General features: G+C 70.4%; 20 protein-coding genes and 1 riboswitch. Of the genes, 13 read left to right on the forward strand and 7 right to left on the reverse strand.

What is annotated here, in order from left to right:
• Positions 1–14: 14 nt before the first annotated feature.
• Both BLQ73_RS19520 and rpsD read right to left on the reverse strand, forming a co-directional pair.
• Entirely contained in the window at positions 15–746 is a 732-nt protein-coding gene (locus BLQ73_RS19520; protein WP_218125936.1) for a DUF6879 family protein, read from the reverse strand.
• 333 nt (positions 747–1,079) lie between these two features.
• The gene (rpsD, locus tag BLQ73_RS19525) at positions 1,080–1,694 is read right to left on the reverse strand and encodes a 30S ribosomal protein S4 (RefSeq protein WP_093171921.1); all 615 of its coding nucleotides are present in this window, start codon (positions 1,692–1,694) and stop codon (positions 1,080–1,082) included.
• 78 nt (positions 1,695–1,772) lie between these two features.
• Here rpsD and BLQ73_RS19530 point away from each other — a divergent pair, with 78 nt between their 5' ends.
• The gene (locus BLQ73_RS19530) at positions 1,773–2,507 is read left to right on the forward strand and encodes a DUF2470 domain-containing protein (protein ID WP_093171923.1); all 735 of its coding nucleotides are present in this window, start codon (positions 1,773–1,775) and stop codon (positions 2,505–2,507) included.
• A 76-nt stretch (positions 2,508–2,583) separates the two neighbouring features.
• On the opposite strand, the gene BLQ73_RS19535 is transcribed toward BLQ73_RS19530, so the two are convergent.
• Positions 2,584–3,768, reverse strand: a complete 1,185-nt coding sequence (locus tag BLQ73_RS19535) for an ROK family transcriptional regulator (RefSeq protein WP_093171925.1) — start codon at positions 3,766–3,768, stop codon at positions 2,584–2,586.
• 178 nt (positions 3,769–3,946) lie between these two features.
• Here BLQ73_RS19535 and zwf point away from each other — a divergent pair, with 178 nt between their 5' ends.
• The 4 genes from zwf to eda are packed head-to-tail and all read left to right on the forward strand — an operon-like array spanning position 3,947 to position 8,930.
• Positions 3,947–5,443 carry a glucose-6-phosphate dehydrogenase gene (zwf, locus tag BLQ73_RS19540; protein WP_093171927.1) on the forward strand — a complete coding sequence of 499 codons (1,497 nt, stop codon included), beginning with the start codon at positions 3,947–3,949 and terminating at the stop codon, positions 5,441–5,443.
• 8 nt (positions 5,444–5,451) lie between these two features.
• Positions 5,452–7,308, forward strand: coding sequence for a phosphogluconate dehydratase (gene edd, locus BLQ73_RS19545; RefSeq protein WP_093172076.1), 1,857 nt, complete (start codon positions 5,452–5,454; stop codon positions 7,306–7,308).
• Complete coding sequence (gene glk, locus BLQ73_RS19550) at positions 7,305–8,276, forward strand: glucokinase (protein ID WP_093171929.1); 972 nt, start codon at positions 7,305–7,307, stop codon at positions 8,274–8,276. The genes edd and glk overlap by 4 nt, the downstream gene beginning before the upstream one ends.
• Before the next feature lie 30 nt (positions 8,277–8,306).
• Positions 8,307–8,930: a bifunctional 4-hydroxy-2-oxoglutarate aldolase/2-dehydro-3-deoxy-phosphogluconate aldolase gene (gene eda, locus BLQ73_RS19555; RefSeq protein ID WP_093171931.1), complete on the forward strand. Its 624-nt coding sequence runs from the start codon at positions 8,307–8,309 to the stop codon at positions 8,928–8,930.
• Here the strand turns inward: eda and BLQ73_RS19560 are convergent.
• The gene (locus BLQ73_RS19560; RefSeq protein ID WP_093171933.1) at positions 8,927–10,537 is read right to left on the reverse strand and encodes a glycoside hydrolase family 13 protein; all 1,611 of its coding nucleotides are present in this window, start codon (positions 10,535–10,537) and stop codon (positions 8,927–8,929) included. The genes eda and BLQ73_RS19560 overlap by 4 nt on opposite strands.
• A gap of 240 nt (positions 10,538–10,777) precedes the next feature.
• On the opposite strand from BLQ73_RS19560, the gene BLQ73_RS19565 reads away from it, so the two are divergent.
• On the forward strand, positions 10,778–12,070 hold the full coding sequence (locus BLQ73_RS19565) for an ABC transporter ATP-binding protein (RefSeq protein WP_093171935.1): 1,293 nt from the start codon (positions 10,778–10,780) through the stop codon (positions 12,068–12,070).
• Between the two features lie 32 nt (positions 12,071–12,102).
• On the opposite strand, the gene BLQ73_RS19570 is transcribed toward BLQ73_RS19565, so the two are convergent.
• Complete coding sequence (locus tag BLQ73_RS19570; RefSeq protein WP_093171937.1) at positions 12,103–12,759, reverse strand: ACT domain-containing protein; 657 nt, start codon at positions 12,757–12,759, stop codon at positions 12,103–12,105.
• Between the two features lie 512 nt (positions 12,760–13,271).
• Here BLQ73_RS19570 and BLQ73_RS19575 point away from each other — a divergent pair.
• From BLQ73_RS19575 to BLQ73_RS19585, 3 genes are all read left to right on the forward strand, one after another.
• Positions 13,272–14,099, forward strand: coding sequence for an aldo/keto reductase (locus BLQ73_RS19575; RefSeq protein ID WP_093171939.1), 828 nt, complete (start codon positions 13,272–13,274; stop codon positions 14,097–14,099).
• Positions 14,100–15,175: 1,076 nt separating this feature from the next.
• A riboswitch (cyclic di-AMP (ydaO/yuaA leader) is annotated at positions 15,176–15,424 on the forward strand.
• Between the two features lie 14 nt (positions 15,425–15,438).
• Complete coding sequence (locus BLQ73_RS19580) at positions 15,439–16,101, forward strand: CHAP domain-containing protein (protein ID WP_093171942.1); 663 nt, start codon at positions 15,439–15,441, stop codon at positions 16,099–16,101.
• A gap of 44 nt (positions 16,102–16,145) precedes the next feature.
• Positions 16,146–16,373 (forward strand): hypothetical protein, encoded by a 228-nt coding sequence (locus tag BLQ73_RS19585; protein WP_093171944.1) that lies wholly within the window; start codon positions 16,146–16,148, stop codon positions 16,371–16,373.
• Between the two features lie 21 nt (positions 16,374–16,394).
• Here BLQ73_RS19585 and BLQ73_RS19590 read toward each other — a convergent pair whose 3' ends face one another.
• Entirely contained in the window at positions 16,395–17,411 is a 1,017-nt protein-coding gene (locus BLQ73_RS19590; RefSeq protein WP_093171946.1) for an aldo/keto reductase, read from the reverse strand.
• Positions 17,412–18,538: 1,127 nt separating this feature from the next.
• Here BLQ73_RS19590 and BLQ73_RS19595 point away from each other — a divergent pair.
• From BLQ73_RS19595 to BLQ73_RS19610, 4 genes are all read left to right on the forward strand, one after another.
• Positions 18,539–19,558, forward strand: a complete 1,020-nt coding sequence (locus BLQ73_RS19595; protein WP_093171948.1) for a LacI family DNA-binding transcriptional regulator — start codon at positions 18,539–18,541, stop codon at positions 19,556–19,558.
• 85 nt (positions 19,559–19,643) lie between these two features.
• A complete protein-coding gene (locus BLQ73_RS19600; RefSeq protein ID WP_093171950.1) occupies positions 19,644–20,069 on the forward strand; it encodes an aldose epimerase family protein in 426 nt (141 codons plus the stop codon).
• Positions 20,070–20,148: 79 nt separating this feature from the next.
• Positions 20,149–21,375, forward strand: a complete 1,227-nt coding sequence (locus BLQ73_RS19605; protein WP_093171952.1) for an FAD-dependent oxidoreductase — start codon at positions 20,149–20,151, stop codon at positions 21,373–21,375.
• Positions 21,376–21,470: 95 nt separating this feature from the next.
• On the forward strand, positions 21,471–22,811 hold the full coding sequence (locus BLQ73_RS19610; protein WP_093171954.1) for a class II 3-deoxy-7-phosphoheptulonate synthase: 1,341 nt from the start codon (positions 21,471–21,473) through the stop codon (positions 22,809–22,811).
• Positions 22,812–22,892: 81 nt separating this feature from the next.
• On the opposite strand, the gene trxA is transcribed toward BLQ73_RS19610, so the two are convergent.
• Positions 22,893–23,270, reverse strand: a complete 378-nt coding sequence (trxA, locus tag BLQ73_RS19615) for a thioredoxin (protein WP_093171956.1) — start codon at positions 23,268–23,270, stop codon at positions 22,893–22,895.
• Positions 23,271–23,596 lie beyond the last annotated feature (326 nt).

Consider the following 23,596-nt stretch of genomic DNA (forward strand, 5'->3'; position numbering starts at 1 on the left):
AGGTCGGCGAACAGCTATTCGGGATGGTACTTCCCGTGCGGGATCGCGAGGTCCCAGAGCCGTTCGAACGCTGCGGCGTGCTCAGCGACCACGACCGTCTCCCGGATCATCTCGTCGCCGATCCTCACGCCTTCCGAGTCGTAAGAGTGCAGACGGAGCGCCCGGTTGTCGAAGATCCAGAAGTCACTGGCAGGCAGCAACCCTGGATTCTCCGGACGAGGCAGCCACCGCACCTCCTCCCCGGCAGCGACGTTCACCGCGTCGGTGATCTCGTACTCCCAGCGGACGTACTCGGTGACAGGCTCCGACACTACCCGCAGGCGGCGGACACGCACGCCCCGCGCAACGGCCGAGCCGATCAGCTCGCGCCACCGTTCGTCACGCTCGTCATCGGGATGCCTGCCAGTCTCCTTCCACGTGACGAACGCCGGGTCCTCCGGCCCGTAGAAGTCCCGCAGCTCCAGGTGGACGGCCGAGCGCTCGGTGTCGGCGAGAAACTCGGCGAACGTCGCCTGCCCCGGCCCCTTCAAGCCCTTCTCGTAGGTGTCCGCCGCAGCGTCGGCGATCGTCGGCCACATGCTCGCGGGCATTCGGAACACCGCCTCATCGGCCCCGATGCTCACGTGGTCGGCCACCTCCGCGATTATGCCCGGGTCGGTCACCACCTTCCCGACGAAGTAGCCGTCCCGTGTCTCCGGGTCCACGCACACAGCCGGGCAATTGTCGTGCTGGGAGTCGGGGTCCATGCCCACGAAATCTAGCGACACGCGATCCTCCAGGGCTCAGAGTTTGCCGTGGATTGCCGTTAAAAGCTTCGCCCGTCACGCCGTTGAAGGCAAGACCTCACGGCCGAGTGGTGTGGAGTCGCAGGCACACGAGGGGGCTGCCCGGTCACCAGCGCGCACCGTACGGCACCGCCCCGCAGGCCCGCAGGGGAGCGCCTCCGGCGCCCAGTGCACCCCCCGGCAACCCTGGCCATCCCGGCGGCCGGGCCTCGGGGAACGATCCGGAAACGAGCTGAGGGCGGTCGCGTGGCGACCGCCCTCAGCGGGGCCGCGTGCGGGGACGCGGCGGGTGGGTCAGCGCGAGTAGTGCTCGACGACGAGTTGCTCGTCGACGGGCACCGCGACCTGCTCGCGCTCGGGACGGGCGAGCAGGGTGACGCGGAGCTCCTTGAGGTCCACCGAGAGGTAGGGCGCGGTCCGATCGTCGGCGTAGATGCCTTCGGTCGCGGCGACGAACGGCTGCATTTGGCGTGACCTGGAGCGCACCCCGATCGTCTGGCCGGGTTTGACCAGGTAGCTGGGGATGTCGACCTTGCGGCCGTCGACCGTGATGTGGCCGTGCGTGATGTATTGCCGCGCGGCGTAGATTGAGGGGGCGAGGCCCGCTCGGAGGACGATGGACGCGAGGCGCGTCTCCAGCAGCACGACGAGCTCGGCTCCGGAGCGGCCCGGCTTGCGCAGGGCGATGTCCCAGTAGCGGCGGAGCTGCTTTTCCGACACGTCGTAGTACCACCGGAGCTTCTGCTTCTCCATGAGACGCGTGCCGTAGTCGCCCGCGTTGCGCCGGTTGGTCTTTCGTCCGTGCTCGCCCGGCGGGTAAGGCCGCGCCTCGAAGTAGCGCACGGCCTTCCTGGTCAGGGGGACGCCCGCACGCCTCGAAAGTCGCACTTTGGGCCCGGTGTAGCGCACGTTCACCTCTCTATGGTTAGGTAATACTTACTAAGGCAAGCCTTACCTTAACAGATGATCGACTCTAGGAGACCGGGAATGCAGCAGCCGCTCACCGCCCCTCCGATCCCCGAAAGGATCCGCTCGCTGGCCGCCGTCGCGGTGCCCGGCCATGTGTCCGTCGCGGGTTCTGAGTCGCCCGCGGCCACCGCCCGGGGCGGTGTCGACGCCAAGGGCCGTCCGATCCTGCTCGTCCGGCCCGGCGAGCCGCTGCACGCGGCGGCGGGCGAGACCGTGGTGACGGTCGACCTCACCGCGACCCGCAGCCTCGGCGCGGTGGAGCAGCCGCGCGGGCTGCTCAAGGTGCAGGGGTGGGCCGAGGAGGTGCCGGCGGCGGACGCGCGGGTGGCCGCGATCGCGATCGCCGAGCGCTGCCCGGACGAGGGGCTGTTCGAGGCGTTGGAGCGCAGGGGCGAACCGGGCGCGCCGCGCCTGCTCCGGGTGGATGTCGGCCAGGTGATCTACCTCGCCGGGGGCGAGTCCGGTGTCCTGGACGCCGGTGACTACCTGGACGCCTCCCCCGATCCCTTCGTCGAGGCGGCCGAGAACATGATCCGCCACGTGAACGCGGCCCACCGCGACCAGGTGAGGACGGTCGCGGCGTCCGTCATGGGTGAGCCGGCGCCCGAGGCGTGGCTGTGGGAGCTCGACCGGTTCGGCGCGACGCTGCGCGCCGGGCTGGAGCGCCCGACGCTGATCCGCCTCCCGTGGCCCCGGCCCACGGCCACCTGCCAGGCTCTGGAGCACGCGCTGCGCTGCCTGCTCTGCGACTGAGCGCGACCGCCCGGCGGCAGGCGGGTACGGCGAAGCCGCCCCGGGACCCTCCGGGGCGGCTTCGCCGTACGCGGCGTCAGAGCGGCTGCGCCGCCAGGCCCGCGTCGATGACGTCGGGGGCGAGGACGTGGTCGACGACCATCAGGGCGCATCCGGTGATGCCCGCCCCCGGCCCGAGGCGGCTGAGTTCGATGCGCAGATTGCGGGTGGCCAGGGCGGTGGAGCGGCGGTAGACGACTTCGCGCACCGCTCCCACGAGCGGCTGGAACGCCTCGGCCACTTCGCCGCCGAGCACGACGACCGACGGGTTGAGCACGTTGACGGCGGTGGCGATGACCTCGCCGAGGTTGCGGCCGGCCTCGCGCACGATGGTCATGGTCTCGGCGTCGCCCGCTCTGACCAGGGCCACCACGTCGGCGAGGGAGGTGACGTCCCGGCCGCGCTCCCGCAGGTCGCGCAGGATGGCGGTGCCGCTGGCGACCGAGTCGACGCAGTCGACGTTGCCGCACCGGCACAGCACGCCCGAGCCGTGCTGGACGGGGATGTGGCCGATCTCTCCGGCGGCGCCGAGCGCGCCGCGCAGGATCTGCCCGCCCGCGACGATGCCGGCGCCGATGCGGGTGGACACCTTCACGTACAGGAGGTCGGCGACCTGGTCGGCGTAGGCCGCCCGGTGCTCGCCGATGGCGATCACGTTCACGTCGTTGTCGACGAAGACGGGCACCGGGAAGCGTTCGGCGATGATCGGCGGGATGACGACGCCGGTCCAGCTCGCCATGACGCGGGCGCTCTCGGCGCGGCCGGCGGCGAACTCGACGGTGGCGGGCACGCCCATGCCGACGCCGCGCACCAGGGAGGCGGGGCGGTCTCCCAGCAGGTCGGCCCAGGTTTTCAGCACGAGCGGCAGGACCGCGCCGGGGCCTTCCTCGACGTCGATCGCGAGGTCGGTGCGTTCCAGCGCCGTGCCCGACAGGTCGCAGACGGCGATCTGGGTACGGCTCGCGCCGAGGGCGGCGGTGAGGATGACCCCGCCGGCGGCGTTGAAGACGAGGCGGGTCGGGGGCCTGCCGCCGGTCGACGGCCCGTCGCTGTCCTCCACGACCAGGCCGTGCTCGATGAGCTCGCTGACGCGGAGCGAGACGGCGGGTCGGGACAGGCCGGTGACGCGGCCGAGGTCGGATCGTGTGACGGCCTCGCCGGTGCGGATCAGGCGCAGCACCTCTCCGCTGGTGGCGAGTGCTGCGGCGGTACGTCGAGACATCAAGAAGTAAGTCAATCACACCCCCTTCGGACATGAGAAGTCACCACTTATTCATCTTGAATAACAAAACTAAGCTTGAACACGACCAAACATCCGGGATAGTGTCCCGTTCTGTCCTTCTTTGGTAGATCGTTCGGAGCACGACCGTGTACAACCCGCGCAGCCAGCAGAGCCTCCGTTGAGCGCGGCCCCCGCGCGAAGGCCCGCCGACCTGGTCATCTTCGGAGGCACCGGGGACCTCGCCATGCGCAAGCTGATCCCCGCCCTCTACCACTGCGATCGCGACGGCCTCCTCCCCTCCGGCACGCGCGTCATCGCGATGTCCAGGAGCGGCCTCGGCGACGCCGACTACCGCGACAAGGTCCGCGCCGAGGTGAGCGTGCCCGGGGCGACGCCGGATGACTGGCGGCGCTTCCTCACCCGACTGCACCACGTGTCCGTCGACATCTCCGCCGGCGTGTCCGCTGGCGGCACGAACGCCGGCACCGGATGGGACCACCTCACCGCGCTGCTCACCGGCGGCGAGGAGCGCGACCGGGTGTTCTACCTGGCCAGCCCCCCGATGACCTTCGGGCCGTTCTGCCGGGGGCTGGGCGCGGCCGGGCTGGTCACCCCCGCGTCGCGGGTCGTGCTGGAGAAGCCCCTCGGGCGCGACCTCGCCAGTGCCCAGCGCATCAACGACGAGGTCGGCGAGATCTTCTCCGAGTCGCAGATCTTCCGCATCGACCACTACCTGGGCAAGGAGACCGTTCAGAACCTGCTTGTGCTGCGGTTCGCGAACGCCTTCCTGGAACCCATCTGGAACTCCCTGTGGATCGACCACGTGCAGATCACCGTGGCCGAGACCGTGGGCACCCCGGGGCGGCGCGGCTACTACGACCACGCCGGCGCGCTGCGGGACATGGTCCAGAACCACCTGCTGCAGCTCCTCTGCCTGGTCGCCATGGAGCCGCCGTCCCGCAACGACCGCGAGGCCATCCGCGACGAGAAGGTCAAGGTGCTGCAGGCGCTGCGGCCGATCTCCGGCACCGAGGCCGACCGGTTCACGGTCCGCGGGCAGTACACCGCCGGACATGTCGGCGGCTGTGCCGTACCGGGCTATCTGGACGAGCCGGGGAGCACGCCGCCGACCGAGGCCAGCGGCCGAGTCGAGACGTTCGCGGCGATCAGGGCCGAGGTGAAGAACTGGCGCTGGGCCGGGGTGCCGTTCTACCTGCGCACCGGCAAGCGCATGCCGTTCCGCCACTCGGAGATCGTGGTGCGCTTCAAGGACGTGCCGCACTCCATCTTCCCCGGCGGGTCCCCGAACCGGCTGGTGCTGCGGCTCCAGCCGAGCGAGGGCATCGAGCTGCACCTCATGGCGAAGGAACCGGGCGCGGGAGAGGTCGCGCTGAGGCCGGTACCGCTGTCGCTGAGCTTCGGCCAGGCGTTCCAGGGCCGGGTGCCCGAGGCGTACGAGCGGCTGCTCATGGACGTGCTGACCGGCAACCCGACGCTGTTCATGCGCCGCGACGAGGTGGAGGCGGCCTGGCAGTGGATCGACCCGATCCTCGCCACCTGGGAGACGGCCGGCACGCCCCCCGAGCCGTACCCGGCGGGTACGGCGGGGCCCGACGGCGCACGTGAACTGCTCGGCCGCAGCGGCCGGACCTGGCATGAGGAGGAACCGGCGTGAACACCGTGATGAGCAGGATCGCCGAGGTCACCGAGCGCATCCTTGCGCGCAGCGCGGCCGGGCGGGCCGCCTACCTCGACCGGGTGAGCCGCGACGCCGACGCCGCGGCCGAGCGCGGCCCCGCCCGCACGGCGCTCGGCTGCGCCAACCTCGCCCACGGCTTCGCCGCCTGCGGCCCGGCCGACAAGCTGGACCTGCGCGGGGCGGCCAAGCCGGGCGTGGCCATCGTCACGAGCTACAACGACATGCTGTCGGCGCATCAGCCGTACGAGACCTACCCCGCGGTCCTGAAGGCCGCGGCGCGCGAGGCAGGGGCCGTGGCGCAGGTCGCCGGGGGCGTCCCGGCGATGTGCGACGGCATCACGCAGGGGCGCGCCGGCATGGAGCTGTCGCTCTACAGCCGGGACGTGATCGCGATGTCGACGGCCATCGCGCTGTCGCACGACATGTTCGACGCGGCGCTGCTGCTGGGCGTGTGCGACAAGATCGTGCCGGGTCTGCTGATCGGCGCGCTGCGGTTCGGGCACCTGCCCGCGCTGCTGGTGCCCGCCGGGCCGATGACCTCGGGGCTGCCCAACAAGGTCAAGGCCCGCAGCCGGCAGCTCTTCGCCGAAGGCAGGATCGGCCGGGCGGAGATGCTGGACGCGGAGGCGCAGTCGTACCACTCGCCCGGCACGTGCACCTTCTACGGCACCGCCAACTCCAACCAGGTGCTCATGGAGGTCATGGGGCTGCACCTGCCGGGGGCCACGTTCGTCAACCCGCACACCGAGCTGCGCGCCGCGCTGACGAAGGCGGCGGCGCGGCGGGTGGTCGAGCTGACGGCGCACGGCCGCGAGTACACCCCGGTGGGCCGGTTGGTGGACGAGAAGGCGATTGTGAACGCGGTCGTGGCGCTGCTGGCCACCGGCGGCTCCACCAACCACACGCTGCACCTGATCGCGATCGCCGCCGCCGCGGGCATCGAGCTGACGTGGGACGACTTCGCCGACCTCTCCGCCGTGGTACCTCTGCTCACGCGGATGTACCCGAACGGCCAGGCCGACGTGAACCACTTCCAGGCGGCCGGGGGCATGCAGGTGCTCATCGGCGAACTCCTCGACGCCGGGCTGCTCCACGGGGACGTGCTGACCGTGGCGGGCCGCGGGCTCGACCTCTACCGGTCGGCGCCCGAGCTGAAGGACGGCGGGCCGGTGTGGCGCGAGCGCGCCGAGCCGAGCTCGGACACCGAGGTCCTGCGGGGGGTGGCGGAGCCGTTCTCCGCCGACGGGGGGATCCACATGCTCAGCGGCAACCTCGGGCGTGCCGTGAGCAAGGTGTCGGCGGTCAAGCCGGAGCACCTGGTGGTCGAGGCCCCGGCGCGGGTGTTCGACGACCAGGCGGAGCTGCTGGCGGCGTTCGAGGCCGGGGAGCTCGACGGTCTGGACTTCGTGGCGGTCATCCGCTACCAGGGGCCGAGCGCGAACGGCATGCCCGAGCTCCACAAGCTGACGCCGCCGCTGGCCGTGCTGCTCGACCGGGGGCAGCGCGTGGCGATCGTGACCGACGGCCGCATGTCGGGCGCCTCGGGCAAGGTGCCCGCGGCGATCCACCTGTCGCCGGAGGCCGCGCGGGGCGGCGCGCTCGCCCTCGTCCGCGACGGCGACCTGATCCGGCTCGACGGGGCTGCGGGCACGCTCGACCTGCTGGTCCCCGAGAGCGAACTGGCGGAGAGGACGCCGTCGGGCGCGCCGCCGGCCCGCGGCGCGTGGTCGGGCACCGGACGCGAGCTGTTCGAGGTGTTCCGGCCCGGCGTCGGGCCCGCGGAGCGCGGGGCCTCCGTCTTCGACAGCGTGTTCACCGCTTCCGCGGGGCAGGCCGAATGAGCGCCCCGCTGACGCTGCCCTGGCTGGTCGCCGACATCGGAGGCACCAACGCCAGGTTCGGCCTGGTGAACGAGCCCGGGGGAAGGCCCGAGGCGATCGCAGTACTGCCCGGAGCCGACTACAGCGGGCTTCCCGGAGCCGTAGCCGCCTATCTCGATGAGCATGGGGGCGGAGTGCGGCCGGGAGCTGCCTGTCTGGCTGTGGCGGGTCCGGTCAAGGGGGACAGGTACAAGCTCACCAACGCGGGCTGGTCGGGGTCGGTGCTCGACCTCGGCCTGCCCGAGGTCGAGCTGCTCAACGACTTCGAGGCTCTCGCGTTGTCGTTGCCGTACCTCGAAGGGGACGATCTCGTCTCGCTGGGCGGGCCGCCGCCGGGCGACGGGGTGAAGGCCGTGCTGGGCCCGGGCACCGGGCTCGGCGTGGCCGGTCTCGTCCCGACGCCGACGGGGTGGATGCCCGTGCCGGGTGAGGGCGGGCATGTGGCGGTGCCGGTGGTCGACGAGCGCGAGGTCGAGGTCGTCCGCGTCCTGCGCGCCGACGGGGTGCCGCACGTGGTCGCCGAGCACCTGCTGTCGGGGCCGGGGCTGTCCCGGCTCCACCGGGCGCTGTCGCTGGTCCACGGCGTGGAGGCCCCGCGTCTGAAGGCGGCCGACATCGTGACGCGGACCGGTGATCCTCTGTGTGTCGAGGCCATCGAGGTGTTCTGCGGGCTGCTGGGGAGCTTCGCCGCCAACGTCGCGCTGACGCTGGGGGCGAGGGGCGGGGTGTACATCGGCGGAGGTGTACTCCCGCGCATAGTGGACATGGTGGAAAAGAGCGATTTTCGGGCGAGGTTTTCGGCCACCCCGACCCTGGACGGCTACCTCACCGCGATCGCGACGACCCTGATCGTCGCGCCGCAGCCCGCACTGGTGGGAGCGGCGCTCTGGCTCACCCAGCGGTCCCGGCACCGCGCGTTGAACGTTTGACCGGCATTCGAATCCCGAGGAGAACGCCTGATGAGCAGCCTGCTCGACCTTGCCCCTGTCGTGCCCGTCGTCGTGATCGAGGATGAGAAGACCGCGGTGCCGCTGGCCCGCGCCCTGGTGGCGGGAGGTCTGCCGGTCATCGAGGTCACGCTCCGCACCGAGGCCGCCCTCGCATCGATCGAGAGCATCGCCGCCGAGGTGCCCGAGGCCGTGGTCGGCGCCGGCACGATCCGCACCTCGGCCGACGTGCGTGCCGCCACGGCCGCCGGGGCGGCCTTCCTGGTGTCACCCGGCACCACCCCGGAACTGGCGACCGCCCTGATGGCCGCCGACGTGCCGTTCCTGCCGGGCGCGGCCACCGCCTCCGAGGCGATGGCCCTCGCCGAACGCGGCATCACCGAGCTGAAGTTCTTCCCCGCCGAGGCCGCGGGCGGGGTCGCCTACCTGAAGTCGCTGGCCGGGCCCCTCCCGGACGTGCGCTTCTGCCCGACCGGCGGGATCCGCCCGGACACCGCGGCGGACTACCTGGCGCTGCCCAACGTGGGGTGCGTGGGCGGCACCTGGCTGACCCCCGCCGACGCGCTCGCGTCGGGCGACTACGCCCGGGTGGAGCGCCTGGCCGCCGAGGCGGCCAAACTGAGACAGGGGCTCTAGCCCCACCAGGCGGCCGAGTCGGGCGGGAGCCGTACGGCGTCGGCGCCCTGCGCCACCTCGGCGCTGGCCAGCAGCAGGTCGCCGCCGGGGCGGGGCAGGTCGACGGCGCGGGGCGAGGTGTTCACCGCGCACACCAGGCCCGCTCCGCGGCGGAACGCCAGCACGCCCTCGGGCGCCGGCAGGAAGGCCAGCGGGCCGTCACCGAGGTCCGGGTGCTGTCGCCGGATGCGCAGCGCCTCCCGGTAGAGGGCGAGGGTGGAGCGCGGGTCGGCCGACTGGCGCTCCACGCTCAGCTCTGCGAAGGACTCCGGCACGGGCAGCCAGCTCGCCGCCGACCCCGGCGGGCCGAAGCCGAACGGCGGCGCCGCGCCTCCCCAGGGGATCGGCACGCGGCACCCGTCGCGCCCCTCCCCCGGCGACCGCAGCCGCTGCGGGTCGCGCTGCGCCTCCTCCGGCAGGTCGAGCACCTCGGGCAGGCCGAGCTCCTCCCCCTGGTAGACGTAGGCCGAGCCGGGCAGCGCGAGCGTGAGCAGCGCCGCCGCCCGCGCCCGGGCGAGGCCGACCGGGCCTCCGCCGTATCGCGTGACGTGCCGCTTGACGTCGTGGTTGGACAGCACCCACGTGCAGGGCGCCCCCACCGACCGCGCGGTGCGCAGCGACTCGTCGATCACCTCGCGGAACGAGGCGGCGTCGAAGCCCGCGGTCAGGAAGTGGAAGTTGAACGCCTGGTGCAGCTCGTCCGGCCGCACGTAGCGGGCCAGGCGCTCGGGGGTCGGGGCCCATGCCTCGGCCACGCCGACGCGGTCGCCCGGATAGGCGGACAGAACCCGCCGCCACGCCCGGTGGATCTCGTGGACGCCGTCCTGGTCGAAGTACGGCAGGACCTCGGTGCCGAGCATCTTCGCCTGCTCTCCGGGCCCGACGTCCGGCAGCCCGGCGGCCTTGACCATGCCGTGGGCGACGTCGACGCGGAACCCGTCGACCCCGAGGTCCAGCCAGAACCGCAGCACCGACTCGAACTCCGCCCGCACCTCGGGGTGGTCCCAGTCGAGGTCGGGCTGCTCGGAGGCGAACAGGTGGAGATACCACTCCCCGTCGGGCAGCCTCGTCCACGCCGGCCCGCCGAAGACCGACTGCCAGTCGTTGGGGGGCAGCTCCCCCGCCGTGCCGCGGCCGGGCCGGAACAGGTAGCGGGCGCGCTCCGGGCTGCCGGGCCCGGCGGCCACGGCCCGCTGGAACCAGGGGTGCCGGTCGGAGGTGTGGTTCGGCACGACGTCGAAGATGACCTTCATGCCGAGGCGGTGGGCGTCGTCGATGAGGCCTACGGCGTCCGACAGCGTGCCGAAGACCGGGTCCACATCGCGGTAGTCGGCCACGTCGTAGCCGAAGTCGGCCATCGGGGACGGGTAGAACGGCGTCACCCACACCGCGTCGACGCCAAGACCGGCCAGGTGCCCCAGGCGCTGCCGCAGCCCGGGCAGGTCACCGACCCCGTCGCCGTCGCCGTCGGCGAAGCTGCGCACGTATACCTGATAGATCACCGCGTCGCGCCACCATGGTGCGGTCCGCGCTTCCGGCTCGCCGAGATCACGGATGAGATCGGTCATTGGGCCCCCCTTTAGCGATCGCGACGCTCAGAACCGTAACTGTACGGTCACCCGGATCGCAGGCGGACATCCGAAAGGCACGACACTGGACGCCCCCACGCAATGCCAGGCGAATTATGCCGACATCTCTGGTGATTGCTATGGACATGGGACGTCTTCACGCGGTGTACTACCTCATCAATCACATAACGCACATTGCTGGATCCGGGCACTGCGGGCGCCCGGGGGGAACGAGCGACCATGAGCACCGTCGTCCTCGACAACGTGTCCAAGGTCTACCCGGGGGGCGTCCTCGCGGTGGACCGGATGAATCTGCGGGCCAACGAGGGGGAATTGCTCGTACTTCTCGGTCCGTCCGGATGCGGGAAGTCCACGCTGCTCCGGATGATCGCCGGCCTTGAGGAGATCACCTCCGGAGACCTGTGGCTCAACGGGGAGATCGCCAATGGGATGCCCCCGCGTGACCGGAACGTGGCCATGGTCTTCCAGAACGGTGCCTTATACCCCCACCGGACCGTGCGGGGCAACCTCGCGTTCCCGCTGGAGATCGCCAAGGCCGATCCCAACCTGGTCCGAGACCGCGTCACCGAGTTGTCGCGGGCCCTGCGCATCGACGAGACCCTTGACCGCAGGCCCGGCACGCTCTCCGGCGGCCAGCGCCAGCGGGTGGCGATGGGCCGGGCCATCGTGCGCCAGCCGTCCCTGTTCCTGATGGACGAGCCGCTGTCCAACCTCGACGCCGGCATGCGCACCGAACTCCGGATGGAGATATCCGCGCTGGTCAGAGCCCTCGGCATCACCACGATCTACGTGACGCACGACCAGGTCGAGGCGCTCACCCTGGCCGACCGCATCGCGATCATGAACCGCGGCGTGCTCCAGGACGTCGGCACCCCCGGGCAGATCTACAACGACCCCGCCACCGCCTTCGTGGCGGCGTTCCTCAGCTCCCAGCAGCTCAACCTCGTGGCGTGCACCGTGCGCGCGCCGCAGAACCAGTACATCCTCCTGGACTTCGGAGCCCACCAGCTCACCATCCCGTGGAGCGACCCCCGCGCGTACGCGATCTCCCAGCACACCGGGCAGCAGATCATCGTCGGCATGCGGCCCGACGCCCTGTCACCGGTCCCCGACACCTATGAAGGGGCCACCCTCTCCGGACGGGTGCGCACCCTCGAATACCACGGTCACGAGTGGCTCGCCTACATCGAGGCGGGGCTGCCCTCGGTGGCCGCCCCCGAGCCCCCGGACCCGCGCGGCCGCGCGGCGGACCTGGAGCAGCGGAACGGCTCGGGAGGCAGGATCAGGGCCATGGTGCGCCGCCTGATCTCCGGTCCCCCGGACGACGACATCCCGGACCACCCCAGTGGAAGCGCCTCGAACTCCGGCAGCCACCGCCGCGCCGACCTCATCGTACGGCTCGGCGCCCGCCCCGCCTGGCGGGCGGGCGACGGCGCGCGCGTCGCCGTCGACCTCAGCCGCCTCATGGTGTTCAAGCTCGACGGCTCGCGGATCGACACGCCGAAGCGCTGATCGGCGGGCCCCGCCGCGGACGCCGGGGACTCTCACACCCCTTCGGCCGCCACCGGGACGTTCCTCGCCCCGAGGGCCATCACCAGGGAGATGATCTCGACCACCCGCGCCGCCCGGTCGACCTCGGCCCGGTGGAACGGCGGGCCGCTCGTGCGGGCCACCACCAGATAGAGGCCCTCCTCCCCCAGGGGCATGCCCATGGAGGGCCGTCCGTCCCAGCCGAAGGCGGCGGGTCGTTGCAGCCCCAGCGAGCCCTCGGCGACCTCCCGGGGGTCGAGCGGGTCGGGCGTGTGCATACTGCGGTGCAGGATCTCGGCCGCGGGCGTCAGTATGACCGCCCAGTCCGCCGCGACGACGCCGGGCAGCGCGTCGACCAGCGTCAGACAGGCCCTGGCGGGGTCGGCCGCGACATGGCGCAGCAGGTCGTAGTCGGGCGCGGCTCCGGGCATCTCGCGGGTCGGCCAGACACCCTCGACCCGCACCCCGGGCACCGCCGCCAGGCGATCGGCGACGTCCTCGCCGCCCATGAAGCCCGGCCAGGCGACGGTGAAGTCGTCCACCGCCCTGCCCGTCTCACGTTCGAGCACCGTCAGATGGAGAATGTCCGCCCCCAGCGCGCCGAGCACCCGGGCCACCTGTCCCAACGCCCCCGGCCGGTCCGGCAGCGACACTCTCACCCTCAGCGACATCACACATCACCTCTCTCGCAGCACGTTCATCCCCCACGGCCATCCCCCGCGGCGATCCCCACACCGCGCCGCCACCGGCGCGCCGCACGCTCACGGGGCCGGCCGCCGCCGGGCCGCCGCGGCCTCTCTGAGAGGCCTGTGAGAGCGCCCTGGCGGCGCTCCACGCGCTCGGCCGCATCGCCTCCGTGGTACCCGCCTCCGCGACGCCCCCGTGAGGCCGGCGCGGGCGCGGGGCCGGTCGTGTCCGCCGTGTCCAGGCCACCATGCCTGACACGTGTTTCATGGCTGTTCCAGCCATATGTCGGAAATGTGGCTGGATTCATAGTGTGCATGAGTCGGTCGCCCCAGACGGGGCTTGACGTGGATTTCCCGCGGGCTTGCATGAAACTTCAGCCACGTCACAGGCTCAAGCCCGGCCTGGCACCCCGCGTGTCCCCGGTTCCCCGCCCGCCACGAATGCGATCATGGTGCGTCGGCACCCGTCCCTGGCGGTTTCCCCTTCGGAGCATCGGATGACAACGACGGAGATCACCCTCAACAACGGTGTGGCCATGCCCCAGCTGGGGTTCGGGCTGTGGAAGATGACCGACACCGAGGCGGAGCGGGCCGTGGCCACCGCTCTGGAGGCCGGCTACCGCAGCCTGGACACGGCCAAGCTCTATGAGAACGAGGAAGGCGTGGGCAGGGCCGTACGCGCCTCCTCCGTGCCCCGGGAGGAGCTGTTCATCACGACGAAGCTGTGGAACGACGAGCACGACCACCACCGGGCCCTCGCCGCCTTCGACACCAGCATGAGCAAGCTCGGGCTCGACTACCTCGACCTCTACCTCATCCACTGGCCGGCCCCCGGCCAGGACCGCTACCTCGACGCCTGGCGGGCGCTGGCCGAGCTCTACGCCGACGGCCGCGTACGTGCCATCGGCGTGTCCAACTTCACCGCCACCCACCTGACCAGGCTCATCCAGGGGTCGGGCATCGTCCCGGCCGTCAACCAGATCGAACTCCACCCATGGCTCACCCAGCGCTCCCTGCGCGCCTTCCACGCCGAGCACGGCATCGCCACCGAGGCATGGAGTCCGCTCGGCCAGGGCCGGGGCGTCCTCGGCGAGCGGGCCGTCACCGACGTGGCCGCCAAGCACGGGAGAACCCCCGCGCAGGTGGTGCTGCGCTGGCATGTCCAGCTCGGCAACATCGCCATCCCCAAATCGGTCACGCCTTCGAGGATCTCCGAGAACCTTGACATTTTCGGTTTCGAGCTTGATGACGAGGACATGGGCGCGATCTCCCGTCTCGACGCGGGCCGCCGCCTGGGGCCGGACCCCGACGTCTTCGGCGCCTGACACGGCTTCCCCGGCCCCCGCTTCCCCGTAGACGTCGGCGGATCGGGCGGGCGCGACACCGTACGGACGACACGAGGACGTCCCATTCCTGAAATACACGGTGAGCATTTATGACTCATTAGGAAATGACGGTTTATGAAACGTTACTCATTTCATAACAAGAGCGATTCGCAACCGCCTCGCCATGGCCCGTATTCGTCTCCCGGGCGTCACGGCATGGAATGCCCCCCGGGAGGTGCACCGGCACCGCACAGCCGGGATCCGGATTCCCCTCTCCTCCACCCTGAAAACCGGCAGAAGACCTCAAAGATAGGGAATCCCGACGCATCACCAGCCTCGAGATTCCCAAAAGACCCATAAGCTTCTTTGGTCGCGCATGCATCGTTAATTGCACAAGCATCACCAGCCTCTCAACACCGCTCACACCGTACGATCCGAACAGGCAGGACACCGCCTCCCATCTGCGACGCAGGGCGGGGGCCGGGCAGGGCACCCCCGGCCCGGCGTGAACGGCGAGCGGGAGCGACGCCCGAGCCGAGCCACGTCGGAGGACGGACGCGTGGTCGTCGAGGGCGGCGGCGAGGCACGGGAACGCCCACCGAGAACCTGTACGCCGAAGGCCCGGATGACCGGGAAAGCGCTGCTCGGCTCTCGGCCGAGTCCGCTGTGAAACATGTGCCGGCAGCCGGGAAGAAGCACCTTCCCGACCGACGCCTCCACGGCGTGCACCATGACTCGGATCTTTACGAATCCCGGATGAAACCGCTGGACACCCCTCTGTCCAGGCAAAGAAGGGCCGCCCCCCGGCCCCCGGGACGGCCATCATTCCATGATCATCCACGCCGTTCCCATGACCTTTACCCACGATGTGCAAGGTCCCGTTATCGCCGCGATATAGGGGGGTTTGGGGACTTTACTCCCTTTGATCAAAAAATAAGTTGGTTTAAGACGTTTGTGTTTCCTTGTCCGGTGTATTACGTTGAGGGCACTCAAGGCAGTCGTCGTACGTGATCCCACACGTGCAGCCGTTGCCATCACATTGCCCGGACCGTGTCCCCACAGACGATCACTCCACGGAGACACGGCCGCCGAATCCGCGACATGCGGAACCGGGGACCCACCGAGCGCCGCTCGTCCAGTCCCGGACCCGGACCTTAGGCCGATTCCCCCCGGAAGACGCCTTCCCCGCCGGGCCCACCCGACCTGACGACGAAGCTCACGTCCCAACAGGGGTGAATCAGCACGGCCGCCCACGCGGCCCGCGCTGTAGGGCACTTCCAAGCCCGAACCCGTCAGCTAACCCGGTAGGCGGCATGGAAGCAAGGGAGTTCACCCCCTCATGCGCAAGTTCCCCTTTACCCCCAAGAGCACGAAGCGCCTCGCCACCGTCCTGATCGGGGCCGCTCTGGCCACCGGAACCGCCTCCGGAGTGGCCCTGGCCGACAGCTCGGTCAACCACCAGCCCGCCAAGACCCCGCTTGAGCTCAAGGCCGCGTCCCTGCCTCAGGTGACCGCCAAGCAGCTCATCGACCTGGCCACCGCGCAGGTCGGCATCAAGGAGAACTCCAGCGGCGGCGGAACCAAGTTCCAGCAGTGGTACGCGTCCTCTGAGCGGGCCCGCGAGACCCTCGCCCGCGACGGAGGCGGCACCCCCTCGGCCTACGTCAACGCACCCTGGTGCAACATGTTCGTCTCCTGGGTCGGCGACCAGCTCGGCATCCGCCCGACCGTCGGCTGGGACGCCTACACCGTCGCCCACGCCAAGTGGTTCCAGAAGAACCAGCACTGGGGCAGCAAGGCGGAGCCCGGAGCGGTCGTCTTCTTCGCCTGGGGCGGCGGCGGCGTCGAGGGCATCGACCACGTGGGCTTCGTGGTCAAGGACAACGGCGACAGCACCATCACCACGGTCGAAGGCAACACCGGCAACGGCGCCGTCGAGATCCGCCAGCGCAACAAGTCCGACGTGGCGGGATACGGCTATCCCGTCTACGCCAAGGCGTAATCAGCAGGACGTACGCCAAAAAGAGGGCCGCACGCACCCACCGCGTGCGGCCCTCGCCATGTCCGGAGACACCCGGATATGATCGCGACCGGTCGGCCGTCCGCAGGGCGGCGGACCGGCGCTACCGCCTGGACAGTTCCAAGATCTCGGCCGAGCTGGGCTTCCGGCCGTACATCCCCTTCGCCCAGGGCCTGGCGGACACCGTGGACTCGTACAAACGCAACCGCGCCTGGTGGGCTCCGCTCAAGAAGGCGGCGGACGGCACCCTCTAGCCGTCGCGTCCCCGGGCGCGCTCACCGGCCCTCCGGCGGCACGCCTCCGGTGTCGGGCGCGCCTCCGGTGTCGGGCGCGCCTCCGGTGTCGAGTGGAGGGAACAGCGTGTCCAGCCTGGCCAGGAGGTCGTCGTCGAGGGCGAGGGCCAATGCCCGCTCCGCGCCGTCGAGGTGCTCCATGGTCCGGGGGCCGATGACGATCCCGGTCACCCCGGGCTGGGACAGCACCCAGGCCATGGCCACCTCGGCCGGGTCCAGCCGGAGATCCGCGCAATCGTCCTCGTAGAGGGCGATGGCCCGCCGGTGGGCGTCGAGCGCGACCTTGGCGCGGCCTTGGGCGGTTTTGACGGCGGTGCCGTCGCCGAGTTTGCGCAGCGCGCCGCCGAGTAGGCCGCCGTGGAGCGGAGACCAGGCGAACACGCCGATGCCGTACGCGAGGGCGGCCGGGATCAGGTCTACTTCGACATGCCGGGTCACGAGGTTGTAGACGCACTGCTCGGAGACCAGGCCGAGGAAGCGCCGGTCGTGGGCCGCCTCCTGGGCCGCGGCCAGATGCCATCCGCCGAAGTTGGACGACCCGACATAGCGGATCTTGCCCTGCTGGACCAGGGTCTCCATCGCCCCCCACACCTCCTCCCAGGGGGCCGACCTGTCGACGTGGTGCATCTGGTAGAGATCAATCCAATCGGTGCGGAGCCTGCGGAGCGAGTCCTCGCACGCGGCGACGATGTGCCGGGCCGACAGGCCGCCATCATTGGGCCAGTCACTCATCGGGCTGAACACCTTGGTGCCGAGGACGACTTTCTCCCGCCGCCCGCCCCCTCCGGCGAACCACTCGCCGATGAGCTCCTCCGTCAGCCCCCGGTAGACCTGCCACCCGTAGTGGTCGGCGGTGTCGAAGAAGTTGATCCGCCGGTCCAGCGCCTCGTCCATGAGGCGGAAAGCGTCCTCCTTGGAGGTGCGGACGCCGAAGTTCAGGGTTCCGAGGCACAGCCGGCTCACCTTCAACGCGGTACGGCCGAGCCGCGAGTGCTGCACGTCCCCACTTCTCCTCTCATCTGCTTCTCGAACCGCCGCGCGCGAAGCCGCCGGACGCGGTCGAACACCGGGGAGTTATTGAAGGAGGCAGGCCCGCCAACGAAACGCGAGACCCATGGGAAAGTCTCACTTTTAGCCCCCGACGGGTCGGCGAAACCGCTCCACGGCTCGAATATGAGCGCTTGTCCGAGCGGACCGGTCGGAGCGCGTCGCCATGCTAATGGCTCCTAATGCCACAGTGGGCTGCCTCGCAGCCGACTCGGCATTAACGCAGGGTATAACACCGCACCATGGGTCACAAGGTATGCCCCGGCTTACAGTGCCGCATGGAGCGGTGCCATCGCGAGGCGGGGACGCCCCCGGTGGCCGGGCGGCCCGACTATCTGCGGGAATATGACGGCGAGCGCAATGACCTGGGCTTATTCGGCGCCGGTGTGAAGCGGTTCGATTACGCTCGCGAATCCGCGGGACGCCGGGGATGTCCGGGGACGTTCCCGGGACGTCCTGGAGACGTTCCCGGGGACGCGGCGTCCCAGATGGCGTCCCAGATGGCGTCCCAGGTCGTGTCCCGGGTGGCGTCCCAGGCCCGTGCCGTACGGCGAGGCGGCGCGCGCGGAGCGCTCCCGGCGGGGAGGGAAAAACCCGTCCCGCAATCCCGCTGAATGCCGTCCGTATCTCCGGGTTACGTGAATTAAGGCCTGCCGCGCACCCGGCACCCGGAAATCGTTACGCTCTGTGAGCGCATTTCGACCCGGCGGAGCGTGCCCCCGCGGTGGGCAGGTCCTTTCCTTAACCCGCGGCCCGTGCGCCCTATCGGCCGCGCGGGTTTGAAAGGGGCCCACGGTCCGGCGAATACCTCGGCCGGCGGCGCCGGGCATTAGTCGCCCGTCTCCGTAGGGAGCGTCCGGGCGGTGTGCGGGGCCTGCCGTAGGGAAAGCCCTGTCCGCTCAAGAAAAAAGACAAAACATCTCCCATATTTTCCAGCGGAACCCCTGCGCCTCGGCCACAATAGGGGGCGCATCCCGGGCGGAGCCCCATGCACTTCTCCGGTTGTTCCTTGTCTCGCCGGAGACCCGCGGGATGACAGGAGAGAGACTCACTGACCACCACCTCAAAGGGGCTGGTTCATGTCCGGGATCCAGCGCACGACCGTTCGACCGACCCTTGAGGCGGTCGCCGCGAGAGCCGGTGTCGGGCGCGGCACGGTCTCGCGGGTCGTCAACGGGTCGCCCAAGGTGAGCGAGAGGGCCCGCGACGCCGTGCTCCAGGCCATCGACGAGCTCGGCTACGTCCCCAACCGGGCGGCGCGCAGTCTGGTCACGCGGCGCACCGACACCGTGGCCCTGGTGGTGTCCGAGAGCCGCCGGCGGATCTTCGACGAGCCTTTCTTCGCGGACACCATCCGGGGCATCGGCGCGGCGCTGTCGGAGACGGGGCTGCAGCTCATCCTGGCGATGGCGCAGTCGAGCGAGGAGCACGAGCGCCTCGCGCGCTACCTGACATGCCAGCATGTGGACGGCGTGCTGCTGCTGGCCCTTCCCGCCGGCGACCCCCTGCCGAGCCGCCTGGAGGCGATGGGGGTGCCGACGGTGATCGGGGGCAGGCCCGTCGGAGTCGACCCCGCGTGCTACGTGGACGTGGACAACCGGGCGGGGGCGCGGCTGGCCGTCGAGCATCTCATCGCCCGGGGCCGCCGCCGGATCGCGGCCATCGCCGGCTCTCAGGACATCGGTGCCGGGGTGGACCGCCTGGCGGGGTTCCATGACGCCGCCGACCCGGCGGGCGTGGCGGGCCCCGTCGCCTACGGCGACTTCAGCGAGGTCGGCGGCATGGTCGCCATGCGTGAGCTGCTCGCGGTCGATCCAGGCGTCGACGCGGTGTTCGCGGCGTCCGACCCGATGGCGATCGGGGCGATGCGGGTGCTGCGGGAACGCGGCCTGGCCGTGCCGGGCGACATCGCCGTGGCGGGGTTCGACGATTCGGGCGCGGCCGCGCACACCGATCCCCCGCTCACCACCGTGCACCAGCCGACCGACACCATGGGGCGGCGGATGGCGCACCTGCTGATCGCCCGCATCAACGGCGACACGCCGCTGACGCCCGCGGTGATCCTCTCTCCGCACCTGGTCGCCCGAGCGTCCACCTGAAGCCCCGCGGCGGACGACGATCCGGCCTGGAAGGTTGAGCGAACCCGTCCTCCGCCCGGCCGACCGCATCATGAAGGGACCATCTGTGCCCGACTCCCCCGCGCCCATCGACGCCGTGCCACGACGCTACATCCTGAGCCTGGGCGGCTGGCATGCGGAGATCAACGAGCGGGGCGCCGCCGTCCTGTCGCTGAGCCGCGGCGGCCGGTCCCGCCCGCCGCTGCCGAGGGTGCCGTACGGCCCCGCCGCCGACGCCGACTGGCGGCTCACCGAGCTGGTCGTGGTGGAGGACGACTGCGGGTTCGCCACGCTGGTCCACGTGCTGCCGCCGGAGGACGGGAGACCGGAGCTGCGGCTCCAGGTGAGATACGACTTCAGCATCGAGGGGTTCACCACCGCGTTCACCGTCGAGAACACCGGCGGTCGCGCCGGGGCGGTGGAGCTCGGCGGCACGGTGGTGACCCTGTATCCGGGTGACAGGCATGTGAGCGTGTCCACCGACTCCGTCTGAGCGTCTCCGACGGCGATCGCGCCGCGCCGTTCAGCGCGGCGCGTTGCCGTGTCCGGCGTCCCGGCGATGAGATGGGGTCATGGACACGGCATGTGTAATCGCAGGTGGCGGCCCTGCCGGGGCGATGCTGGGCCTCTTGCTCGCGCGTTCGGGCGTCGATGTGACCCTGCTGGAGAAGCACGCGGACTTCCTGCGGGACTTCCGCGGCGACACGATCCATCCGTCGACGCTTCACGTGCTCGACGAGCTGGGGTTGGCCGAGGAGTTCCACCGTCTTCCCCACCACAAGATGTACTCGTTGACCTTCCAGGCCGACCGCGGCAGCAGCTTGGTGGCCGACCTTCGCGGGCTCCCGGGGAAGTACAACTACATTGCCTTCATCCCGCAATGGGATTTCCTCACCCTGGTGATCACAGAGGCGAGGCGCTACCCCAACTTCCGGCTGATCATGGAGGCGGAGGCGACGGATGTGATCCACGAGGACGGTGTGGTTCGCGGAGTGCGCTATCGCGACCCTTCCGGCACCGAACACCGGATCGGGGCGAGACTGACCGTCGGAGCCGACGGCCGGAGCTCGGATGTGCGGCGGGCCGTCGGCCTCGCGCCCCGGGATCTCGGCGCTCCCATGGACGTCGTCTGGTTCCGGCTCCCGATGGAGGAGGGAGACCCCAAGGACATGTTCCTGCGGGCGTCCACGGGCGGTTTCATGGTGTGCATCAACAGGGACACCTACTGGCAGCTCGCCTACGTGATCGCGAAGGGCGGGTTCGGGCGGCTGAAGGCGGCGGGGATCGAGGGGTTCCGGGAGTCGGTGGCGCGGCTCCTGCCGTACTTCGCCGGACGGCTGGAGGGGATCAGGAGCTTTGACGACGTGAGCGTGCTGGTGGTGGCGCTCAACCGGCTGCGCCGCTGGCACCTGCCCGGGCTGCTGTTCCTCGGGGACGCCGCGCACGCGATGTCCCCGGTGTTCGGCGTCGGGATCAACCTCGCGATCCAGGACGCCGTCGCGGCGGCCAATCTGCTGGCCGAACCGCTGCGCTCCGGGGCCGAGATCCCCGACTCGATGCTGGCCCGCGTCCAACAGCGGCGGGAGTTCCCCACGAAAGTCACCCAGTTCGCCCAGCGGATCGTCCAGAATCGCGTGATACGCCCGACGCTGGAGGCCATGGCGGCCCCGCCTCCGATTCCCGAGTTCGTGAACGCCCTGCCCTTCACCCGGTCGGTGGCGCGGCGCTTCGTCGGTCTCGGGGTGCGCCCGGAGCACGTACGGATCGCTCCGGCGGCCCCACCTGGTGGTCTGGGATAGTCTGACCGGAGAAATCCCCCCGCTCCACCCAACCGTTTCTCAGAGAACGGACAGGCTGCCGACCTGAGTTCACAGGTGCAATAGCCTGGTGTGTTGTGAGCGCTGAACCGATCAATCTCGATTCCTGGCGGGAACTCCCCGCCGCTCAGCAGCCCGAGTGGCCTGACCGTGACGAGTTGACCAGGGTCGTCGGCAAACTCGCCGTCGCCCCACCGCTGGTGTTCGCCGGCGAATGCGACCAGCTCAAGACCGAGCTGGCCGCCGTCGTGCGCGGCGACGCCTTCGTGCTGCAGGGCGGCGACTGCGCCGAGACCTTCGCCGGAGCGACCGCCGAGGCCGTCCGCAACAAGATCAAGACCCTGCTCCAGATGGCCATCGTCCTGACCTACGCGGGCAGCGTGCCGGTGGTCAAGATCGGCCGGATGGCCGGGCAGTTCGCCAAGCCGAGGTCCAGCTCGGTCGAGGTCCGCGACGGTGCCGAGCTCCCCGCCTACCGGGGCGACATGGTCAACGGCTTCGAATTCACCGCCGAGGACAGGAGGCCGAACCCCGAACGGCTGCTGCGCGCCTACCACTCGGCCGCGGTCACGCTCAATCTTTGCCGGGCTTTCACCAAGGGCGGATACGCGGACCTGCGCCAGGTGCACACGTGGAACCGCGACTTCGTGGCCGAGTCACCGGCCGGGAGGCGCTATGAGCAGCTCGCCAGAGAGATCGACCAGGCTCTGTCGTTCATGCACGCGTGCGGGGCCAACCCGTCGGAGTTCCACACCGTGGAGTTCTACTCCTCGCACGAGGCGCTGATCCTCGACTACGACCGCGCGCTCACCCGCATCGACTCGCGCACCGGCCTGCCGTACGACGTGTCCGCGCACATGGTGTGGATCGGCGAGCGCACCCGGCAGCTCGACGGCGCCCACGTCGAGTTCTTCAGCCGGATCCGCAACCCCATCGGCGTCAAGCTCGGCCCCACCACCTCGCCCGACGACGCCTTGGCCCTGGTGCGCAAGCTCAACCCCGAGAACGAGCCGGGACGGCTGACCTTCATCACGCGCATGGGCGCCGGCAGGATCCGGGACGTGCTCCCCGACCTCGTCGAGAAGGTCACGGCGAGCGGCGCTCAGATCGCGTGGATCTGCGACCCCATGCACGGCAACACCTTCGAGGCTCCGAGCGGCCACAAGACCAGGCGCCTCGATGACGTGCTGGACGAGGTCGCGGGCTTCTTCGAAGTGCACCGCGCCCTCGGCACCCACCCGGGCGGCATCCACATCGAGTTCACCGGCGACGACGTCACCGAGTGCGTCGGCGGCGGCCACGCCATCGCCGAGGACGACCTGTCCCGTCGTTACGAGACCGCGTGCGATCCGCGGCTCAACCGCAGCCAGTCGCTCGACCTCGCGTTCCGCGTCGCGGAGCTCTACCGGGCGATCTGACGGGCGGCCTGATCAAAATCGTGAAGGGCCCGGGCCGTATGGCCCGGGCCCTTCACGGGTTCGCGGCACCCGCCGCGGCGGTCACTTCTTGTCGTCGGCGGCGCTCATTTCGGAGGCGATCTCGGAGCGGATCGTCTCCATGTCGAGGGCGCGGACCTGACCGATGAGGTCTTCGAGCGCGGCGGCGGGCAGCGCGCCGGGCTGCTGGAACACGACGATGCCGTCGCGGATCGCCATCACGGTCGGGATGGACCGGATCTCGAAGCCCTCGGAGAGCGCGGGCTGGGCGTCGGTGTCGATTTTTCCGAAGGTGATGTCGGTGTGCTTATCCGATGCCTTCTCGAAGATCGGTCCAAATGTGCGGCATGGACCGCACCACGCGGCCCAGAAGTCCAGCAGCACAATCCCCTGGTCCGCGACCTCATTGAAGTTCTGCTCAGTGATCTCGACCGTCGCCACCAGTGGTTCCTCCGTCTCGGCGTTTGCTGTCCAGGTGTGACAACCACCCGCCGCCGCTCAGCATTCCATGCTTCGCCGCCGCTGCGCCCGCCCCGCGCCGAATCTTTCGGGACGGAGTTCGGCGCCGCGCGCCCTGGCGGGCCGTGCGCACAAATCCTGGCGCGTTCCAATCTTCACGGCCGAACAGGGGCGCCGTGGCTGCCACTATTCGGCGGCAAACGATGGCACGCAATGCCCATAGGACAAAAACCGGGTTAGCCATGATCCGAAACTCCCCCGGCGGTGAACACGAGCCCCGCCCATGTTCCAACCATGCACTTCACCCG

The organism is Sinosporangium album (assembly GCF_900100605.1).
Lineage (GTDB): Bacteria > Actinomycetota > Actinomycetes > Streptosporangiales > Streptosporangiaceae > Sinosporangium > Sinosporangium album.